The 19,130-nt window shown below is 31.6% G+C and carries 17 protein-coding genes; 2 read left to right on the top strand and 15 right to left on the bottom strand.

Features of this window, described 5'->3' with window-relative positions; all coding sequences use genetic code 11:
* Positions 1-361: 361 nt before the first annotated feature.
* Positions 362-853 (top strand): RNA polymerase sigma factor, encoded by a 492-nt coding sequence (locus ACFTQ7_RS16850; RefSeq protein ID WP_386830042.1) that lies wholly within the window; start codon positions 362-364, stop codon positions 851-853.
* Positions 853-1,764, top strand: coding sequence for a sigma factor regulator N-terminal domain-containing protein (locus ACFTQ7_RS16845; RefSeq protein ID WP_386830041.1), 912 nt, complete (start codon positions 853-855; stop codon positions 1,762-1,764). Before ACFTQ7_RS16850 ends, ACFTQ7_RS16845 begins: the two co-directional genes overlap by 1 nt.
* A gap of 252 nt (positions 1,765-2,016) precedes the next feature.
* Here ACFTQ7_RS16845 and ACFTQ7_RS16840 read toward each other — a convergent pair whose 3' ends face one another.
* The 15 genes from ACFTQ7_RS16840 to ACFTQ7_RS16770 form a co-directional block, all read right to left on the bottom strand.
* Positions 2,017-2,592, bottom strand: a complete 576-nt coding sequence (locus ACFTQ7_RS16840; RefSeq protein WP_386830040.1) for a hypothetical protein — start codon at positions 2,590-2,592, stop codon at positions 2,017-2,019.
* A 403-nt stretch (positions 2,593-2,995) separates the two neighbouring features.
* Positions 2,996-4,822 carry an ABC transporter ATP-binding protein gene (locus ACFTQ7_RS16835; RefSeq protein WP_386830039.1) on the bottom strand — a complete coding sequence of 609 codons (1,827 nt, stop codon included), beginning with the start codon at positions 4,820-4,822 and terminating at the stop codon, positions 2,996-2,998.
* Positions 4,815-6,578 (bottom strand): ABC transporter ATP-binding protein, encoded by a 1,764-nt coding sequence (locus ACFTQ7_RS16830; RefSeq protein WP_386830038.1) that lies wholly within the window; start codon positions 6,576-6,578, stop codon positions 4,815-4,817. The genes ACFTQ7_RS16835 and ACFTQ7_RS16830 overlap by 8 nt, the downstream gene beginning before the upstream one ends.
* A 72-nt stretch (positions 6,579-6,650) precedes the next feature.
* Positions 6,651-7,094: a MarR family winged helix-turn-helix transcriptional regulator gene (locus ACFTQ7_RS16825; protein ID WP_386830037.1), complete on the bottom strand. Its 444-nt coding sequence runs from the start codon at positions 7,092-7,094 to the stop codon at positions 6,651-6,653.
* 590 nt (positions 7,095-7,684) lie between these two features.
* On the bottom strand, positions 7,685-8,749 hold the full coding sequence (gene rsgA / locus ACFTQ7_RS16820) for a ribosome small subunit-dependent GTPase A (RefSeq protein ID WP_386830036.1): 1,065 nt from the start codon (positions 8,747-8,749) through the stop codon (positions 7,685-7,687).
* 45 nt (positions 8,750-8,794) lie between these two features.
* Positions 8,795-10,393 carry a M3 family metallopeptidase gene (locus ACFTQ7_RS16815; RefSeq protein WP_386830035.1) on the bottom strand — a complete coding sequence of 533 codons (1,599 nt, stop codon included), beginning with the start codon at positions 10,391-10,393 and terminating at the stop codon, positions 8,795-8,797.
* Positions 10,394-10,410: 17 nt separating this feature from the next.
* Positions 10,411-11,625: an MFS transporter gene (locus ACFTQ7_RS16810; protein ID WP_386830034.1), complete on the bottom strand. Its 1,215-nt coding sequence runs from the start codon at positions 11,623-11,625 to the stop codon at positions 10,411-10,413.
* A gap of 1,067 nt (positions 11,626-12,692) precedes the next feature.
* A complete protein-coding gene (locus tag ACFTQ7_RS16805) occupies positions 12,693-13,514 on the bottom strand; it encodes a multinuclear nonheme iron-dependent oxidase (RefSeq protein WP_386830033.1) in 822 nt (273 codons plus the stop codon).
* A 14-nt stretch (positions 13,515-13,528) separates the two neighbouring features.
* The gene (locus ACFTQ7_RS16800) at positions 13,529-15,295 is read right to left on the bottom strand and encodes an asparagine synthetase B family protein (RefSeq protein ID WP_386830032.1); all 1,767 of its coding nucleotides are present in this window, start codon (positions 15,293-15,295) and stop codon (positions 13,529-13,531) included.
* Positions 15,274-16,440: an arginase family protein gene (locus ACFTQ7_RS16795; protein WP_386830031.1), complete on the bottom strand. Its 1,167-nt coding sequence runs from the start codon at positions 16,438-16,440 to the stop codon at positions 15,274-15,276. Before ACFTQ7_RS16795 ends, ACFTQ7_RS16800 begins: the two co-directional genes overlap by 22 nt.
* Positions 16,441-16,501: 61 nt before the next feature.
* Entirely contained in the window at positions 16,502-16,642 is a 141-nt protein-coding gene (locus tag ACFTQ7_RS16790) for a hypothetical protein (RefSeq protein WP_386830030.1), read from the bottom strand.
* 41 nt (positions 16,643-16,683) lie between these two features.
* A complete protein-coding gene (locus ACFTQ7_RS16785; RefSeq protein WP_386830030.1) occupies positions 16,684-16,824 on the bottom strand; it encodes a hypothetical protein in 141 nt (46 codons plus the stop codon).
* A gap of 40 nt (positions 16,825-16,864) precedes the next feature.
* On the bottom strand, positions 16,865-17,005 hold the full coding sequence (locus ACFTQ7_RS16780; RefSeq protein WP_386830030.1) for a hypothetical protein: 141 nt from the start codon (positions 17,003-17,005) through the stop codon (positions 16,865-16,867).
* Positions 17,006-17,207: 202 nt separating this feature from the next.
* Complete coding sequence (locus tag ACFTQ7_RS16775) at positions 17,208-17,996, bottom strand: hypothetical protein (protein ID WP_386830029.1); 789 nt, start codon at positions 17,994-17,996, stop codon at positions 17,208-17,210.
* The gene (locus tag ACFTQ7_RS16770) at positions 17,950-18,750 is read right to left on the bottom strand and encodes a hypothetical protein (protein WP_386830028.1); all 801 of its coding nucleotides are present in this window, start codon (positions 18,748-18,750) and stop codon (positions 17,950-17,952) included. The genes ACFTQ7_RS16775 and ACFTQ7_RS16770 overlap by 47 nt, the downstream gene beginning before the upstream one ends.
* Positions 18,751-19,130: the final 380 nt, after the last annotated feature.

Raw genomic sequence — 19,130 nt, 5'->3', positions numbered from 1 at the left:
TCGATCTTGATGTATTAACAGCTTAATACACCACCCTCAAAAAAATGTAAAAGTGTATTAAGCACACAATACACCTTTCGTAATGTATTATACGCTTAATACACATTTTATGTCAATCAATTCCATGGAAATATATCTCAACATTTATAAAGACAACCAGTGTTAAGCTAGCCTTCTCCGTTAGTGAAAAAGCGATTGCTCTTCTAGAGAATTTCAAAGTTCTGATACGCTTACTTTAAAGTCAGGAATATTTGAGAATTGTCCCTTTAAACCAATTTATAAATGTATTTTCATATAATATTAATTTAAGTGTATACATTTGGAAACGCTCATTCGTTGTATAAGTAGAAGGAGGACAAACATGAAAAAAGAAGACGTACTAGCCTCCTATCTTATTAATTTAGGAGAGGAAGTGTTCCGCCTATTACTAGCGAAAGGAGCCAAAAAAGAGGATGCGGAAGATATCATACAAAATACCTTTTATAAAGTTTATCTATTGTTGGACGACTTAACAGAACGGAATTTACGTCCGTGGTTTTTTAGAGTATCACTTAATGAATATATTGATTTGAAAAGGAAAAAAGAGCAACAGAACATTTACTTAAACGAGGATATCTATTCAAAACTTCAACATATGGACTGTGAAATAAATACGATTTTAAATAATGATGAGATTTTCTATTTATTAAAAGACGTCAAAACAGAATATAAGGAAATTTTCTTTTTAAAGTATTACTATGATTTTTCTTATGAAGAAATTGCTACTATTTTGGACATTCAAGTAGACAGCGTAAAGCAAAAATTATATCGAGCACGTAAATCTATTCACTCGAAAATAGGAGGAAAACGTTAATGGATATTTCGATCAAAACCGCTTTAAAAAAAGCTAAACGAAAACAACTACTAAAAATCATCATTTCTTCAATTATTGTCGTACTAATTCTAATACCAATCTTCTATAAAACAGGCAACTATTTTGCAGCCAAAGGTTCTACCCGACTTCACGATTCGCTTTTCTTACATAATGCAATTGCCGAGCCGAATATTCAAATCGATTCTCAAGTAACAGCTAATTCATCCATGTTTGGTGGTAATATTATTTCGAATCGTTCAAAAAATATTAATGGCTATGTAGTCCCTTGGAGCACACTTACGAGTTCGTATGGATGGCTTCGCTCACATATTGACACCAATGAATTAGTACCAGGCTTTTATTGGTCTGACACAGATTTTTATGAGTATGATAAACAAACAAAAAATAAAGTGGCGACATTTTATCATCCTTCTATTCAAAAATATTTTGATGGTGTACAAAATGAACTCAGTGAAGTTTCACAAATGAAAAACTACGTGGCGGAAGTTGCTATTTCTTTTGATCAACCGTATACATTACAAGAAATACAAGCAAAAATTCCCGATAATTTAAACATTGTATGGTTGTATATGGCCTCGCAAATTGCAGATGAAAGTAAAGGACCCTCAGGGGTGTCGATTTATGGATTTGATCCATCTTCTTCACCAAAAGATGCTTATAATGAATTTATGGATTCGCTCAAAAAATATGATGGTAAAGGTGGGAATGAACCTATTCAAGAGTTTTTAAATTCGAATAAAAATAAAAAATGGGATGAAGTGGAAATATTAGGAGTAATGCTAACGGGCCAAGCGCAAAATTTTAAAGCTTTAGAAAATCAAAGTTTTGTTCGTGGAGCTTCAGTAGGCGCCACTGCACAAATGGTACCTTATATTAAACCAGAAAAATAACGAGTCGAAATCAGAATTATATTCGTTCTTTCTTTACAGTGGGTGGCTGGATCTATAGAGCAAAACAATAATAAGTCCCAAGTATTTGTATTAAGACAAAAGAGGCAGTGCTTTTGAGAACTGCCTCTTTTTTTAGTATTTTTTCTACTAAATTGCTCCGACAGTTCAATAAAGAAAAAAGAGCTGCCCATGAAACCAATCACCCCGTTTGTTGAACATGGAAACCTTTTTGCTATTTTCTTGGCTCTAAATTTATCCTTCTTTATCGTAAGTATTCTTTATAAGATTGAGCTTTGGCATATAAGTATATCCGCCCGCTACCGTTTCTTTTGTTTCAACATCATATATTGCATATCTACCTCTAAATTCTTTTTCTGTGTCTTTAAAGGAATAAAAGAAATAAACTTGCCTATCAGGGCTAACGGTCTGATGGTAGTTAATATCTATATCAGGGTAGGGACGAAGAATATTTCCATCAAAAGTTATATAATTTAATTTTTCTACCTCATTAAACAATAACTTTTTTCTAATATTTACAGATGCATCAGGCATTTCTTTAAAAAGAGCAGTATCCAAATGTCTTTGCTGTTGCTTTGACCTCAGCTTAAATCTTTGAAAAACCTCCTGATGTACAGGATACTTCAGGTCTCTTAATGCCTGGTAAAATTCATCTACAGTTTCATCAAAAACTTTTTCCTTGTTTGCAGGATGTAAATATTCATTTTTTTCTGAAGCTGTAGTTTGTGAATAAACAGGATTTGCAAATAACATGGAAAGACTGAACGAACATATAAACATAGACAAACAAATTAAAAATGGCTTTTTCATTTAGGTTACTCCTTTTTAAAAGTAACGTACCCTAATTGTTCTTTAACTATCCTGCTCTGTTAGCGAAAAAGCGATTGCTCTAATGATACAACCAGAATCATCAGAGAAAGGTGTTCCAAATAAATTCTTATCCCCTAAACTAAATCGTTTTTACAAAAAGCTCTAAATCAGTTTATCGGAACATTTTTTCGATTTATCGGAATAAATTTTTGAGTTATCGGAACAAATTTAATATATATCGGAATAATTTTTAAATTTATCGCCTAACTTTAATTTATCACCCAACTTTTAAACTTTATCGCTTCAAGAGGTCAAAATTAAAAAATCACCTCTAAGAAACGAGGTGATTATCATCAAACATTTTTTATTAAGCTACACACTGCCCTAGTAGCCACGAGTGCATTTAAGAAACATCTTCAAACTGACTATTATATAGATCCGCATAGAACCCTTTTTCTGCAATCAGTTCTTCATGATTACCACTTTCAATAATATCTCCGTCTTTCATCACTAAAATCAAATCGGCGTTTTTAATAGTTGAAAGTCGATGGGCAATGACAAATGATGTTCTTCCCACCATCAATTTATCCATCGCTTCTTGGATAAGCGCTTCAGTACGTGTGTCAACGGAACTAGTAGCTTCATCTAAAATAAGCAACGGTGCTTTTTTAACCATGGCCCTTGCAATGGTAATAAGCTGTTTTTGCCCAACAGATAAACTCGTTTTATCGTTTAAAATCGTGTCATAACCTTTTGGCAAAGTTCTTATAAAGTGGTGCAGACCTACTGCCTTACATGCCGAAATCACTTCTTCATCGGTTACATTCTCCTTGTTATACACGATATTTTCCTTAACGGTACCTTCGAATAGCCAAGTATCTTGTAGCACCATACAAAATAAATCGTGAACATTTTTACGAGAAATCGATTTAGTCGGCACGTCTCCAATCATGATTTCCCCGCTATCTACTTCATAGAAACGCATAAGAAGATTAACAAGCGTTGTTTTCCCAGCCCCAGTAGGTCCGACAATAGCAACTTTTTGACCTGCTTTTATTTGCGCAGAGAAATCTTTAATAATTAGCTTCTCTTTCGTATAGCCAAACTTAACATTTTTAAATTCCACATTGCCTGTAACATCTTTGGCATCTAAAGTGGCTTTCTTATTACTTTCGTCTTCAAGTTCCTCTTCTTGTAAGAACTCAAATACACGTTCACTCGCTGCGGCAGTTGACTGCAAGCTTGTAGCTGCCTGAGCTAATTGTGACAACGGCTGCGTAAATAAACGGATATACACCATAAATGAAACGATTACACCAAATGTAATGGAACCTTTCACTGTAAGTGCAGCCCCTACAACACAAACAACAACATACCCTAAATTTCCAATAAAGATCATGAGAGGCATCATCATGCCGGACATAAACTGCGCGCGCCAAGCGCTATTAAAAAGACTTTCATTGATTTCATTAAATTCTTGCTTCGCTACTTTTTCACCGTTATACACCTTCATGACATCATGCCCTGAATAGATTTCTTCAATATGACCGTTTATTCTACCAAGGTCTTGCTGCTGGCGTATGAAGTATTTTCGGGATTTTGAAATAATAAAGGTCATACATACAAACCCAACGAAAGTTGCCGCAATGGCGGAAAGTGTCATCGTCACATTAATTGAGAACATCATAATTAACGATCCAAAGAACATAACAACCGCTGTCACTAACGAACCAATACTTTGATTTAAAGACTGTCCGATCATATCCACATCATTCGTGACACGACTTAATACATCACCATAGGTTGTAGAATCAAAATATTTCAACGGTAATCTATCAATTTTGTTCGATATATCTGTCCGTAACTTTTTAGAAACTCGCTGCGTAATCGTAGCCATAATAAACGCCTGCAAATAATTAAAAATAAAACTCAATCCATACAAAATAGCAAGGAACAGTCCTATTTTTCCAATCGCCGTAATATCAATCTCACCAGTAATGCCTTCCGTTATCAAATCAGTGATGTCACTAAGCATATTAGGTCCAACGATCGTGAAAATTGTTCCTACAGTTGCCAATACAAGTGCAAAGATCATCGCTGGTAAAAAAGGTTTACAATAGGCAATCAACTTGCCCCAAGGCTTTTTAAAATTTTTTGGCTTTTCCCCAGGAGCTGCCATATGACCTGGGCCACTAGGACCTTTTCGGGGCTTATTTTGTGTATTAGGCATTGTCCAACTCCTCCTTCGATAACTGAGAATAAGCGATTTCCTGATAAGTCTTACAAGTTTTCAATAATTCACTATGTTTTCCCATACCAACGATTTTACCTTCATCAAGAACAATGATTTTATCAGCATCTTTAATCGTTCCAATTCGCTGCGCCACAATCAAAGTCGTTACACCTTTTGTTTCTTTTTTCAACGTAGAACGAAGTTGACGGTCTGTTTTATAATCTAAAGCGGAAAATGAATCATCGAAAATAAAGATTTCTGGATTTCGATTCACTGCTCTTGCAATAGAAAGACGTTGTTTCTGACCTCCAGAAAGATTTGTACCACCTTGAGCGACAGCCGCATCATATTGGTCATCCATGTTCTCCACAAATTCTTTCCCTTGAGCAATTTCCACCGCTTTTTTGATTTCCTCATCTGTTGACTGGGTCTGGCCGTTACCACCGTAGGCAACATTAGATTTTACTGTTCCTGAAAATAGTACGACTTTTTGAGAAACGTACCCAATCTTATTATGAAGAGCTTCTTGTGCATATTCTTTTACATTAATGCCGTCAACTAATACTTCACCCTCAGTCGCATCGTAAAATCTTGGAAGTAAATTAATCAGCGTACTTTTACCACTACCAGTAGAACCGATGAAAGCGACAGTTTCGCCTTTATGTGCTGTAAAGCTAATATTTTCTAAAACATAGTCCTCTGCATTAGGATATTTAAAGCTAACATTACGCAGTTCGATGTCACCTTCGATTCCCTTAGGTGACGATTGCAATTCTCCATCCATAATTGTTTGAGGTGTATTTAGCACTTCATTTATACGCGCTGCAGATACTGCCGCTCTTGGCAGCAAAATGAACGTCATTGATAACATCATAAATGCCATAACTACCTGCATTGCATAAGACGAAAATACGACCATATCACTGAACAAACCGATTCGATCCATACCTCCTGCATTATTAATCAAATAAGCACCAATCCAGTAGATAGAAAGAGTTAAACCTGACATGATCAGACCCATCCCTGGTTGCATAAGGGCCATAAGTCGGTTCACGAAAAGATTTGTATCCGTTAAATCTTTATTTACTTTTTCAAATTTCTCTTCTTGATATTGTTGTGCGTTATAAGCATGAACAACACGAATACCAGTTAAACCTTCTCTTGTTACGCGGTTCAGATGATCTGTCATTTTTTGAACGACTTTAAATTTTGGTAGTACAAAGATAATCAGGTTGCCTATCAAAATAAGTAAAACGATGACAGCTACCCCTGTTGCCACTGACCACTCCCAGCTTTTCCCGGTAATCTTCAAAATAGCCCATACTGCAAGGATCGGCGCTTTAATCATAACTTGAAGACCCATCGCAACCGTTTGCTGTATTTGCGTTATATCATTAGTAGAACGAGTAATTAGACTTGCGATTGAAAAACCATTAATCTCTTCCATAGAGAAAGATAGCGTTTTATCAAATACACCTTTTCGTAATTCCTTTGACAAAGATGTTGCTACCCTTGCTGCAAAATAGCCAACAATAACTGCCAATATCATACTGCCAAGGGCACATAAAAGCATCTTCCCTCCAGCTGTCCATATCTCACTCGTTTCACTGCCCTCTGTTTGTACAAGAGTTGTAATTTTAGCCATATAATCCGGTAACTTCAAATCCAAATAAACTTGACCTACAATGAACACAATACTAGCAACAACGAGCGTCCATTCTTTCGGTTTTAAGTATTTAAATATTTTCAACATATTCGCAGTCCCCCTCATTTTAGTTAGCACGCTAACTATATGGTCAAATAAAGTTTCAAAATAGCCTCTTCTTCAAGATCCTATATTCTCTTTCATGGCATCCATCACTTCAAAAAAAACATCAAGTTTCTCTTCCGGGATACCTGATAGTAATTTTTGTTCAAGGATTTCTCTACGTGTCTTAATATCTTCATGTATTTTTAGCGCATCTTCTGTTAAGACAATTTTTTTCAGTCTTGAATCGTAGGAAACAGATTGCCTTGTAATCAAACCATTACTTTCCATGGATTTAAGTATTCTAGATGCTGTTGATTTACGAATAGAAAATGCACGTTCAAAATCCTTTTGAAACACATCTTTATCTTGGTTTTTGCAAAGATAACTAATCGTCCAACCATGCATGGCAGTAAGGTTATCTTTTTCCGTTAGCGTAGCACTTGTGATTTGATCCAATTGTCTTCTCATTAAAAGCGACAATGTACGCAATTCTAATCCAACTGATCTTCTTTTACGCAATTTTTCTACCTCCAATATTTTCACGGCCAAACTATCGTATTTAAAAACTAGTCTAATAGCATTCCTAGTGGAACATCTCCATAATAAAGATAATTATGTCCTTAGGTGCCGATGGATCTTGTTGAGATTTTATCTTCGTATTCAGTTTGCCATAACGCCTGCAAAAATCCAACAACAAAGCAAAACCACTCACTAATTTTTTTATTAAGTGATTTTGCTTTGAAATAAAGTATACTTGTAAATGTCAAAATAGCCATGTACATTTTGGCCTATATGCGTAAATAATTGCAACTACTTGATATGAAGCCTCTACTTACATGACATGAGCCAGAACCGAGCTTTATTAAGTACAATCAGAACCTCCTCTTCACTTCTATTTTTACGTATTAAATCAAAATCTTCTACTATCTTGATTTCATACCACTAGTTATAGGGTTTATTAAATACAAAAAAGGCTATAAGAAGAAATCCTTCTCATAGCCAAATTAAATTTATCACAAATTAGACTCATCTTTAAGCCCTTTATCAATACCCATTGGCTAGCAATTTCTTCACAAACATTTTTAAGTAACTTGTATTCATAAATAAAATCACCTTTTATTATTTTTTCTGTAGCGAGCTTCCTTCTTTTGACTTTTCTTAAATTGACTTTGTTTAATTTTATCATTTTTCCTTTCTAAATGTTTAATTTCATTTTCAACTTTAAAATAGTTATCTAATCTATCTTGACTAAGTAAGTTTTTCTCAACAGCACCCAAGACAGAGCAGCCAGGTTCATTTATATGTGTACAATTATTAAAATAACATTTTGACGCAAGCTCTTTAATATCTGTGAAACTGTTAGTAACACTATTATTTGTATCCCATACTTGCAACTCTCTCATCCCTGGTGTGTCTATTAAATTCCCTCCAGATGGAAGGTTAATTAATTGACGATGAGTCGTTGTATGTCTCCCTTTGTCATCATTTCTAATATCCTGAGTTATTTGAAGTTCTACACCCGTTAAATAATTACATAAAGTAGATTTCCCCGCTCCAGAAGAACCTAAAAGAGCTACTGTTTGCCCCTCACCACAGTACTTTTCAATTTCCTTAACCCCTTTTCCAGTTAAGGCACTAACACAATATATTGAAGTGCCGAAAGCAATGTCTTGAACTTCTGAAATTTTTATTATTAATTCTTCTTCACTAATAAGGTCGCATTTGGTAAGTACTATTACTGGAATACTACCACTATCATATATTACCGTTAAATAACGTTCTATTCTTCTTAAATTAAAATCACTATTTAATGATACAGTAATAAACACAGTATTTATATTTGTAGCAATAACCTGTTCTTGATTGGCTTTTCCAGCTGCATTTCGCGAAATCTTACTAAATCTTTCAAATACTTTATGTATAGTTGCTCTCATTTCATACTCTCTTATTGTACATAATACCCAATCACCAACAGCAGGATAATCTGAGCTGTCAGAGACCTTATTCAAAAAGCTACCTGGTAAATTTCCAATAACTTCACCTAACTCAGTAATTACTTTATAAAGCCCTTTATGTTCCGATACTACCCTACCTAATCTATATCCTTGATTTTCAAAGTGAAGGAATTGATCACTTATTGAATCTAATAAACCAAATGTCTTTAAATTTACCACAGAATCAGCTCCATCAAGATTATTCTTCTATATCATTTTTGTATATCATTCTAGTTTTGATTCTAAAAAATTCATAACACTTTTTAACTTTTCATTAGTAAATTCTAAATTCATGCTCGTTAAAAATTCTTTAATGTTAATATTTCCTCTAGATAAAGTAAATTTGAATTTTTCCATAGTTTTTATAGGTTCATTTTTATAATCAAAAAGTATTAAGCATCCTATCAACTGTGATATTGCATATTCTAATGAATAAAATGGGATTAAGAATAAACGTTTTGAAAATCTCCACTGATGATTCATTTCAGTTTTATATTTCCCCATATCTATGATACCGTTATATTTATCCATTAATATATTAAATTTATCGGAATATATAGATGATGGCTCTGTATATACATGTCTTTCGAATTCTTCAAACATGCATGCAGCTGTTAATGTATATAACACATCTGAGTAATAGTACTTCTCCATAGCTTTAATAACATTATTTTCAAGTAAATTATTCTTTTTTAGATTTTCGATAAATATTAATTCTAAAGTCATACTCCCTATTTCTGCTATTTCTAATTGTGGTTTACTATAAAGTTTCAAAGGTGTTTTTTTATAAGCAGAATAAAAATGAAAAGCGTGACCAATTTCATGAATGAAACTTATCAAATCTCGATAATTATAATTTAAATTCATGAATATAAATGGAACAGCTTCTTTTTCCCCAATAATAGTACAATAATTCATATTTTCTTTGTTTTCATTTATGCCTATATCATAATTTCCTCGATAAATTAACTCATCACGAAAAAAGTGATAAATATCCAGATCAATTTCCTTAAGAGATTCACCAATAACATTTATAAAATCACGTTCATTCGCAAATCTATTAATTAAATTATTACTAACTACCCTTACATCCCAAGGCTTTAATGAATCAAGGTTTAACGATTCACATAGCTTTTCTTCATATATTTTTTTTAGTGGAACTATATTTGTTTCAACAAAATTTAAAGTTATATCTCTTAATTCTTTTGACTTATCTTTGTTCGACAATACATATTCCTTGTAATTTTCATGACCTTTTTTTGATGCTAAATTATTTCTTTCTATAATAATTTTTTTAAATAGTTTTTCTATATCAAATAAATACTTATTTCTTACTCGATTTGTTGCTAACCAAGCCTCTCGCCTAATATCTTTGGAATTAGAATACAAAAGATCTTCCAAGTCATTATACGCAAATTTAGTATTCTTATAATTATAAGGGATTCCCTCTAATAGAAGTTGATATTCTCTAATCGTTTTTCTAATTGAATTAAAGTGTTTATTATTCAAAGAATTATCACTATTTAATTCTAAAATAAATTTATTGTAGTAATCAGGCAAATTTATTAAGTATTGAGATTCTAAAATTTTTTTGTCTATTTTTAAATTCATTACTTTAATTATATTTATCACTTTATTATCAATAAGGGGCTCTTTTGTTGAGCCTTTATTTCGCTGTTCCTCTAGATATATATAATTAAACTGCCTATTAATACTTTCTCTTAATTTAGAATACTCTAGTATGGTTTTCTCTAATTTGTCAGAGTTATTTATTTCAACATTTATTAAAGGTAAGTATTGGTATACAATTTCTTTTATATCCAAAGGTTCACACCCTTTCATTATATATATGAATTAGATTTGGAGTTTTTGTTATATTGTTGAATAACAGAATTTATGAGTAACAAAATAGTTAAAAGTAGAAAAGGAATAGGCACCAATATTAAAATTAATCCGGGATCATAAAATTCTGTTAGTATTGGTAACACCAAGGTTATCAAAGAGAATAGAATACCATCTATTGCATCCGCTAACGAAATGATTTTCCCCCTTATGTGATTAGGAACTGTTTGTAATTCAACATCCAATAAATTAGCAGGCAAATCTTTTGATATCCAGATCAGTAAATACAGAATGTAACCCCAAAAGAAAGGTGATAATGGAATTAATAGTGTTGATATACACATAATTATTATTGGAATAAAAAAACCTACTAAATGTTTCCCTTCATCAAAAAATAACTTATACCATTTGTATGAAAAATATGAACCAATCATCATTCCTACTGCGGATAAAATTCTATAAATTCCATAAAAATCTTCACCGCCATCTTTAGCTGCTCCTAAAGTTGGAATTAACAATGTGTCTGATAATGCTAAGCATCCCCATAATAATGTCGATCCCATCACTAACCCAAATATCTTTTTGCTTTGCCACATAAATTTTAATGCTTCGATTAGTGTACTACTTTCTTCTTCATTATCTTGGCTTATCAATCGTTTTTTATTGGGAATTACAAACCAACAAACTAATGCAAAGACAAGAAATGATATTGCATTTAATGAAAAAATTAAAGATATATTATTTAGGAAAATACCATATGCGGCTATAGTTGCACCTATCACTCTTGCAAATCCACCAAAAAATCCAAACCACCGATTTATATTCGGTAATTCTTTCTCTTCAACAATTAGTGGAATACTTGACAAAAATGCAGGTCTAAACAACATCTTAATAAAACTAGCAATCGTTGCTATTATAAGGATAATTGTATAACTCTCATGAGAGATTAAAAGTAATATACTCATAAAAGCTAAAATTAGATTAACGCTAACTGTGATAGTTCTTCTTGATACTTTATCTGCTAAATAACCAGAAAAGGGACCTATTATTAATTCAGGAACAAACCGTAAAAATAAAAAAAGGCCAAAAAGAAAACCTGATTGGGTAATGGTAAAGACAAAAGTTGCTAAGGCGATACCTTCAGCCATATCACCTAGCTTTGAAAAAGAATCTGATGCAATTAACAGTCTTACTTTATTTTTATCTTTTGTCACTAAATCTCTCCTATACTTTAAATTTAATCTACTCATACACCACTGATTACATTTTCAATCTCTTAAATTAACAAACATTAAACTCTCAAAACTCTTTTAATAAATAAAATCCATCGCTTAAATCACTTGTTATTTGATTTAACCTTAATCTTACATCTTCAGATTTATTATATTTATTAATACTTTCTAAAAAAATACACATTCTAGTATAAATATAACATCCATGGTATACACCATTAAGAGGACGAGAGTCATTTCTCCAAGGAACACTATTCACATAAAAATTTGTATTCAGAGTTTTTTTGCTAAAATTGCATTTATTCTTTTATGACTAGAAAAACTACTGTTCATAGGCGGTCTACTTAAATTAAATGCTTAAAATTTTATGGAGACATACCTCGGTTAAACAAATAGAATTGGAATATGGGAGGACGTGTACGACAATGAGTTAAAAAAGTACAACAAAGAATTCCAGCAAACTGTAGTCGACCTTTATCGCTCTGGTACACCGGTCAATTGACTAGCTAGCGAATAAGGTATATCAAAAGTCACGATTTATAAATGGATTAAACTCCATTCTTTAATTGAGGGAACTGGGGAATTAACTGCAGCTGAAATAGCTACCACCCAGAAGGAAAATCATCACTTAAAATCAGATGTAGATATCCTAAAAAAGGCTATGTCCATATTCGCGCAAAAAACGAAACAAGAGGCAAAGAAGTCTACCCACACACACATTTTTGGGGCGCAACATCCATGCATTTTCCGCTCTACATCCCGTGTAGGTTCTTTTCACTTTGACGGGCTACTTGGGATGTAGAACACTCCAAAAATGGACGTTGCGCAATACAGAACATTAACTTAAGTGAGTCCGAGATCTTGACGTAGATCCATTTCTTGATTTTAAGGTTCTTTTAAGGGTTGTACTCCCTTTACTAGCCCTTCTTTAATGCTCCCCTAATTTATTGAACAAATTTTCATTTTCGATGATAAATTTTTATTATAATAGTTATCAACTTCCACGTTTGGAACCATCAAGTGGTGAGCACATATTAAATTTCCTTGGCTCATGCAATCACACCGGAACTTTTATATTTGGCAACCAACTCACTTAACTTTAAGACATTTTCTTTATATGACTTAAAATCATTATTACTATATTCCATTGTTATTCCTTTGATTGTAGGAAATGTATTTAGACATAACTCAAGAGCATTCCACTCATCAATCTTTGATCTGTCAGTGTCTGTGAAACCTTCTGCTCCTATATGAAGTTCTAATACTTTTACATCCTTTAATAGTTCAACAATTTCTTTAAAAGATACTCCTGTATTTTTAGCTGTTGTTAAACAATGTGGGATATCAAAGATTATTGGTACATCTGTATTTAAAGATACATCCTTTAGTAGTTTATAATCACTTAAACCATCTTCATTATTTAACGACCAATAACGAGGTCCCATTTCCATTACAACAGGTATTTCAAATCTTTCAATAAAATTCAATACCCTTTCTCCTAATCTATCTGATAAACTGCTATCTATAACTGGTGGGAATATATAATTAAAATCAATACCACTACTAGTACCTAATATGCTTACATGGTCACCTAGCCAATGACAATTTAATTCCTTTGCTTGTTGAAAAATGTGATTCACTAACTTCTCATTTAAATGCTTTTCATCAGCAAGTGGTAGTAAACTACTATGAGCAACTTTAGGAATATTGAGTGGTACATTATCAAAATTAGAAGGTGGATGTACTTCTAAATAATTTAATGTTGGATCTAGCTCTTTAGCAAAATTAATAAAATCATCTTCTTCTACCCAGGCTACTCCTACACCTAAAAATGGAATTGCATTTACTTTTTCAATAATTTTTTTATTCATAATAAACCTTCCTTTTATACAATTTTAATTGAATTTTTTTCACACCAAAGAGATACTGCGAATATATACCAAAGGGTTTTAAATTTAGCATATAAAACAATACTTTCCTTTGTCTTGTCCATTAAACTTTGTTTGCTTTCAAAACAATCAATTATTTCCTTCGTATTTATATATTCTTTAAGAGGACCATTAATTATCTGGTTAAATGCTACCTTTGATAATTCACCATACTTCATCCAAAAAAATACTGGATGAGGGAATCCACATTTTTTTCGATTATTAATTACAGATGGTAAATAATCTTTGCTTAGGTTCCTAATGAGTTCTTTGTTCTCATCAGGTGATTCACTAAAAGCTTTTTTAATTAAAGTTTGATCTAACAAAGGGACTCGACATTCAACACCCGAGTACATAGTACCAAGATCTACCCTTGGAAGAGCATCGGCTTCTAAGTGAAGCATTCCAAATTGTCTTAAACCATAACTAAGATCTTTCTTACCAGTGAATTCCCCTATTATCCTTTTTCTTTTTTTCTTAGCCTTATGAGAAATATCATCTATATTACCCCCTCTAAAATTCAAAAAATCACTAACAAATGGCATTCTCATCCATTCATCAAATTCTTCTATACTGGATGCATGTAACCACTCATAACTACCGAATACTTCGTCACTTCCAGTACCAGATAATGAAGTTATTATTCCTTTAGAGTGCATCTCTTTACCTAAACGGTGATACGCAACTATTGTAGGATCCATTGACATCCCATCTTGCTTAGAAATAGCAGTCGGTAATAATTCTAAAAATTCCTTTTCAGTTAATGTAATTTCATGCAAGGGTATTGAAAAATGATTACATACATATTTACTGAAGGGTAACTCCGAAAATGAATATTCTCCGAAGCTTTCATACTGTAAAGTAAAAGCCTCTATATTTGCTCCTTCATTTATGCATTTAGCCATAACTGCACTTGAATCTACACCACCAGATAATAGCATTCCCATTTTAGTACCTTTTACAATATTATTAGTGATAGATTTAGCAAAAGCCTCTTCTAAAGTCATACCAGAGTTAAAATTGTTATTATATTCCTCACGTTGCTGGTATATAGTTTGTATTCTATTACTTTTCAAATCGTACTCTAATAATTCCCCCGGGCTAAGTTTCCTTATATCCCCAATCAAAGTTTCTGGTTCTAAAATTGTATTTCGATACAATAAGTATTCCATTAAATCTTCTGATTTCACATAAATGTTACCACTTAATTCCCTTAGTACATTTAATAAAGATGGGAATTCTGATGAAAAAACTAAATACCCATGTATTGATAAAGAAAAATAAAGTGGTTTTATTCCCGGATAATCTCTGTACAGATATATTTTATTTTCAAGTACATTAAAAGCAGCAATTGCAAACATTCCATTTAATTTTTTTAAAAAGTCTATTCCCTCTTCTTCTAATCCTACTGAAATAGTTTCAGTGTCTGACTGTGTATTCCAGTCTTTAAATTTTAACTTTTGCCTTAAACATTCATGATTTGTTACTTCTCCATTAAACAACAAGATCCAATTATTCGAATTAGAAAAATAAGGTTGATTGGCAATAGCTCTCGGGTCTTTTACAGCTAGCCTCGCTGAATAAAAAATAAAGTTATTTTGAATTATAAAATTCTGATAATCAGGTCCTCTATGTAATAAGGACTCTTCAATAAGTTTAATAAACGAATCGGAATTAATATTATCCTTCACATGATTTCCGATTATCCCAAAAATTCCACACATTTTTCTTCTCTGCTTTCTTCGTATTTTCCCAAACTTAAACCAAGGCTAATTAATAATAACCTTAATACTATTTGTCCAGTAATAAAACCTACATCTTTATCAGGGTTATATTCAGTAACATCTCCACAATTAATATTAGTTATTTTGTTTAATTCGTATAATTCTTCCTCAAGTTTTTCTAGCGTATTTCCTTTCGGTACAGGCGTTGATACCCCTGGAGCTATGCTAAAATCAAGGTAATCTAAATCTATTGAGCAATATACTTTTGTATTTTTTAATACTGAAGATGCTATTTCTTTTACGGAATTTATATACTGAATTTTTTTAGTACTAAAACTGGTGTTACTTAAAGAGAGTACGCCCCTTCTACCAACCTGAAATATATTTTTCACCTCATCAAATTCTGAAATTCTCGCAATAAAGTTAGAGTTATCAATAAACTCTTTACTATTCCCTGCATCAACATGTGCATCAAAATAAACTAATGTAATATTATTATTTCCTTTATTTATTAGAGATTTTATTCCCCCATATGTAATTGAATGATCTCCCCCAATCATCCAAAATTTATCACTAACTTTTTTATTTTGAGCAATATTACTTGCTAATAAATCCAAGAAATTTTTATCTGTAAATTTGTCATCTATATAAAAGCTATTTAAATTAGTTCCATTTAGAAGTTTATATTTACTATTCCAAAGATCGTTAACTAACCAACCCTCTATACCGGTTAGATTCGAGTTTAAGCTAGTTTCGTACGCATCACTTAATCTTCTTATAACATCTGGTCCTTTTCTTGAACCAAGCGATATATTATTTCCGCTATCATAACCAACTAGTATTATTGATCCATCTACTGAATTATTAGATATATTAATTGTATCCCCAAACATTGTAATGGGATTAAAAATTTGTAAAGGCTTACCTAACTCCCTAGAAATCCCATTAATTTTCATAAGTTTTTTTATCTCATTAGAATCCAATTTATCTAAAAGGAAATCAGGAAATTCTTTACCTAAGTATTCCCGCAATTGATACCAAGTATTTTTTCGAAACCAACATTTCGAATTATTCTGATTGTTTTTCAATAAAACCAAATCATTTTCATGTTTTATTGCATGTAACCTAGAACTGATATGATACATATAGAGGTAACCTCCATGAATATATATAACCCACTGGACAATAGTTGATTGGAACTATCTATTAATTGTCTACACGGTCTCTTAAAAGAGGACCTAAAATCGAATCTGGAATTTCGCTTTCTACATCACTTTCTGAAAAGAAATTTGGTGTAATCTCTTTTTCTAGTTCTTTTAGTTTTTCTTCAACTTTTTTATTATCCATAATTATTTCCCTCCTTAATTAGTAATGTTTTATTAAACACTTTAATTGTCTACGCGGTCTCTTAAAAGAGGACCTAAAATTGAATCTGGAATTTCGCTTTCTACATCACTTTCTGAAAAGAAATTTGGTGTAATCTCTTTTTCTAGTTCTTTTAGTTTTTCTTCAACTTTTTTATTATCCATATTATTTCCCTCCTTAATTAGTAATGCTTTATTAAACACTTTAATTATCTACGCGGTCTCTTAAAAGAGGACCTAAAATTGAATCTGGAATTTCACTTTCTACATCACTTTCTGAAAAGAAATTTGGTGTAATCTCTTTTTCTAGTTCTTTTAGTTTTTCTTCAACTTTTTTATTATCCATATTATTTCCCTCCTTAATTAGTAATGCTTTATTAAACACTTTAATTATCTACATGGTCTCTTGAATAAAGACCTAAAACTAAATCTGGAATTTCGCTTTCTATATAACTTTCCGAAAAGAAATTTGGTGTAATCTCTTTTTCTAGTTCTTTTAGTTTTTTCTTCAACTTTTTTATTGTCCAGTGAGGTTATAACAAAGTAAATTATTTAATACCAAAAAATTTATTTAATAAATCTTTGTCAATTTCATTTAAATCATTAGTTAATATCCCTATATTATTAGCTTGTTCAAAAAATTGTGATTCACTACTATCTATAGTCATATTTCCTTCATTCTTCAATACAGTTAACATTCTGTATGTAGATTCATTAATTCTGTAAACCTTGCCTTTCGACCCCACAATATAATATTCAATATTGCTTATAATCTTGTTATTATTTTCAAGTATATTAAGCACACCATACTCACTTTTTATTAGCGATACATTTTGAGCTAGATATACTGGTTTATTAAAATCATAGACTTTTTTATTTGAAGGTATATAAGACGCTTTAAAAATAGAATACTCCAATTCACTTAACTCTTTGATATAAATAGGAATATCAATATTATTAAAAATATAATTATAAAAAGAAGTCCCCTTTTCTGAACCCTTCCCGAATCCAGCTGGATGTTCTAAACTACAATTAACATCCCATAAATAGTCTGATGATAAGTACTCTTGGAAAAATTTATTATAAATAAACTCTTCTGTAGGGTCCAATTCATTCAATTTTTCAATAGTTTTTTTAAATATAGGAGCAACCATTTTCAATATTTGCTTCCAACGTCCTTTTTTTTCCGCATTTAGTGAATCTACATTTATATTTAATATTTCTTCATAGTTATTATGTTTTACCATATCTGTAATAGGACTATTTGGATCATTAATATTCCATTTAGGATCAATACTTAAACGTACTAATATGTCTTGCTTTTTCAATTTCTCCATTTAAATCACCTCTAATTATATTAAGCTTTCTTAAATCATTGATAATTTGGTTATCTGATGATAGACGATCCGTTTTCAAAATAGGAAAAGTATTCAGAAAATACTTTTTGTATGTTAACCAGACATCTTCCTTGATCTCGGTACATGCACAAGTCATGTAAATTCCCGCCTCATCAAAACGGTAAGATTCTAACCATGTAATATCTACAACTTCACTAATAGATCTTAATGATAAACTATCTTGTTCTAGATTCAAATTTTTCAGATCACACATAACTTCAGAAAGGTCAATTGAAATCTTGCTTGATGTTAAACCCCTTAGATTTTTAAGAAGTTTAATGTAATTAACAATTGGAAGCCAAGGAGTCCTAATAGGATGAAATGCAATTTCTACCTCATTTGAATTAGCAAATTCTTCTATGCATTTCACTTGATAATTGTTTATTTCTGCTAATTCTATTCCTTTAGGATCAAAATAACTCTCTCCATGTCCCCAAATACCCAATTTAAAAATTATTAATTTTGGATTGAAATATTCCATAGTCCGCTTAACTTCATTTAGCATATTTTCATTATTATTCCATGGCAGTGTGAATATAGGTTTAACAAAATCATTACTCTTTAATCTTACGGACTCTCTTTCCCTTCCCGTTAGAGGAATACTTACAACAATTGATTCGGAGGAATCTTCTATCAACTTAGCTTGTCTTACTATTTCATCTGAATCCTCTAAAAAGATAGCACAACCTTTCACATGCACTTCACCCCTTTTTGAAACAAAATGTAATAACTAGAAAATATTGTAACACAACTTATTTAATTTTCAAATTATTTTGTTTTTAATATTCAAATACATATATGTAATTAAAAGTTATAATACCTAATATATCCATTTTTAAAACAAATCTCAAGATATACTCGATATCGAAATAGTTAAATTAAACCGTAAAATGTTTGAAATTATATCTTTTGGGTAATAATGTTAAATTGGCTACGATAATCTGTAGTTAACTTTTACTTAAAGAAGACTTTTCTATACGATGATTTGTCAAATTAAGTGCAACAATTGCTCATTAAAAGCCTCGTTTGCAGTTTTCCAGCCAAGACATTTTCTTGGTCGGTTGTTGATATAGT

Origin of the sequence: Lysinibacillus sp. NPDC056959, from assembly GCF_042674095.1 — a bacterium.
Lineage (GTDB): Bacteria > Bacillota > Bacilli > Bacillales_A > Planococcaceae > Lysinibacillus > Lysinibacillus zambalensis.
The sequence above is the reverse complement of the archived record's forward strand: the minus strand, read 5'-3'. Positions and strand labels throughout refer to the sequence as shown.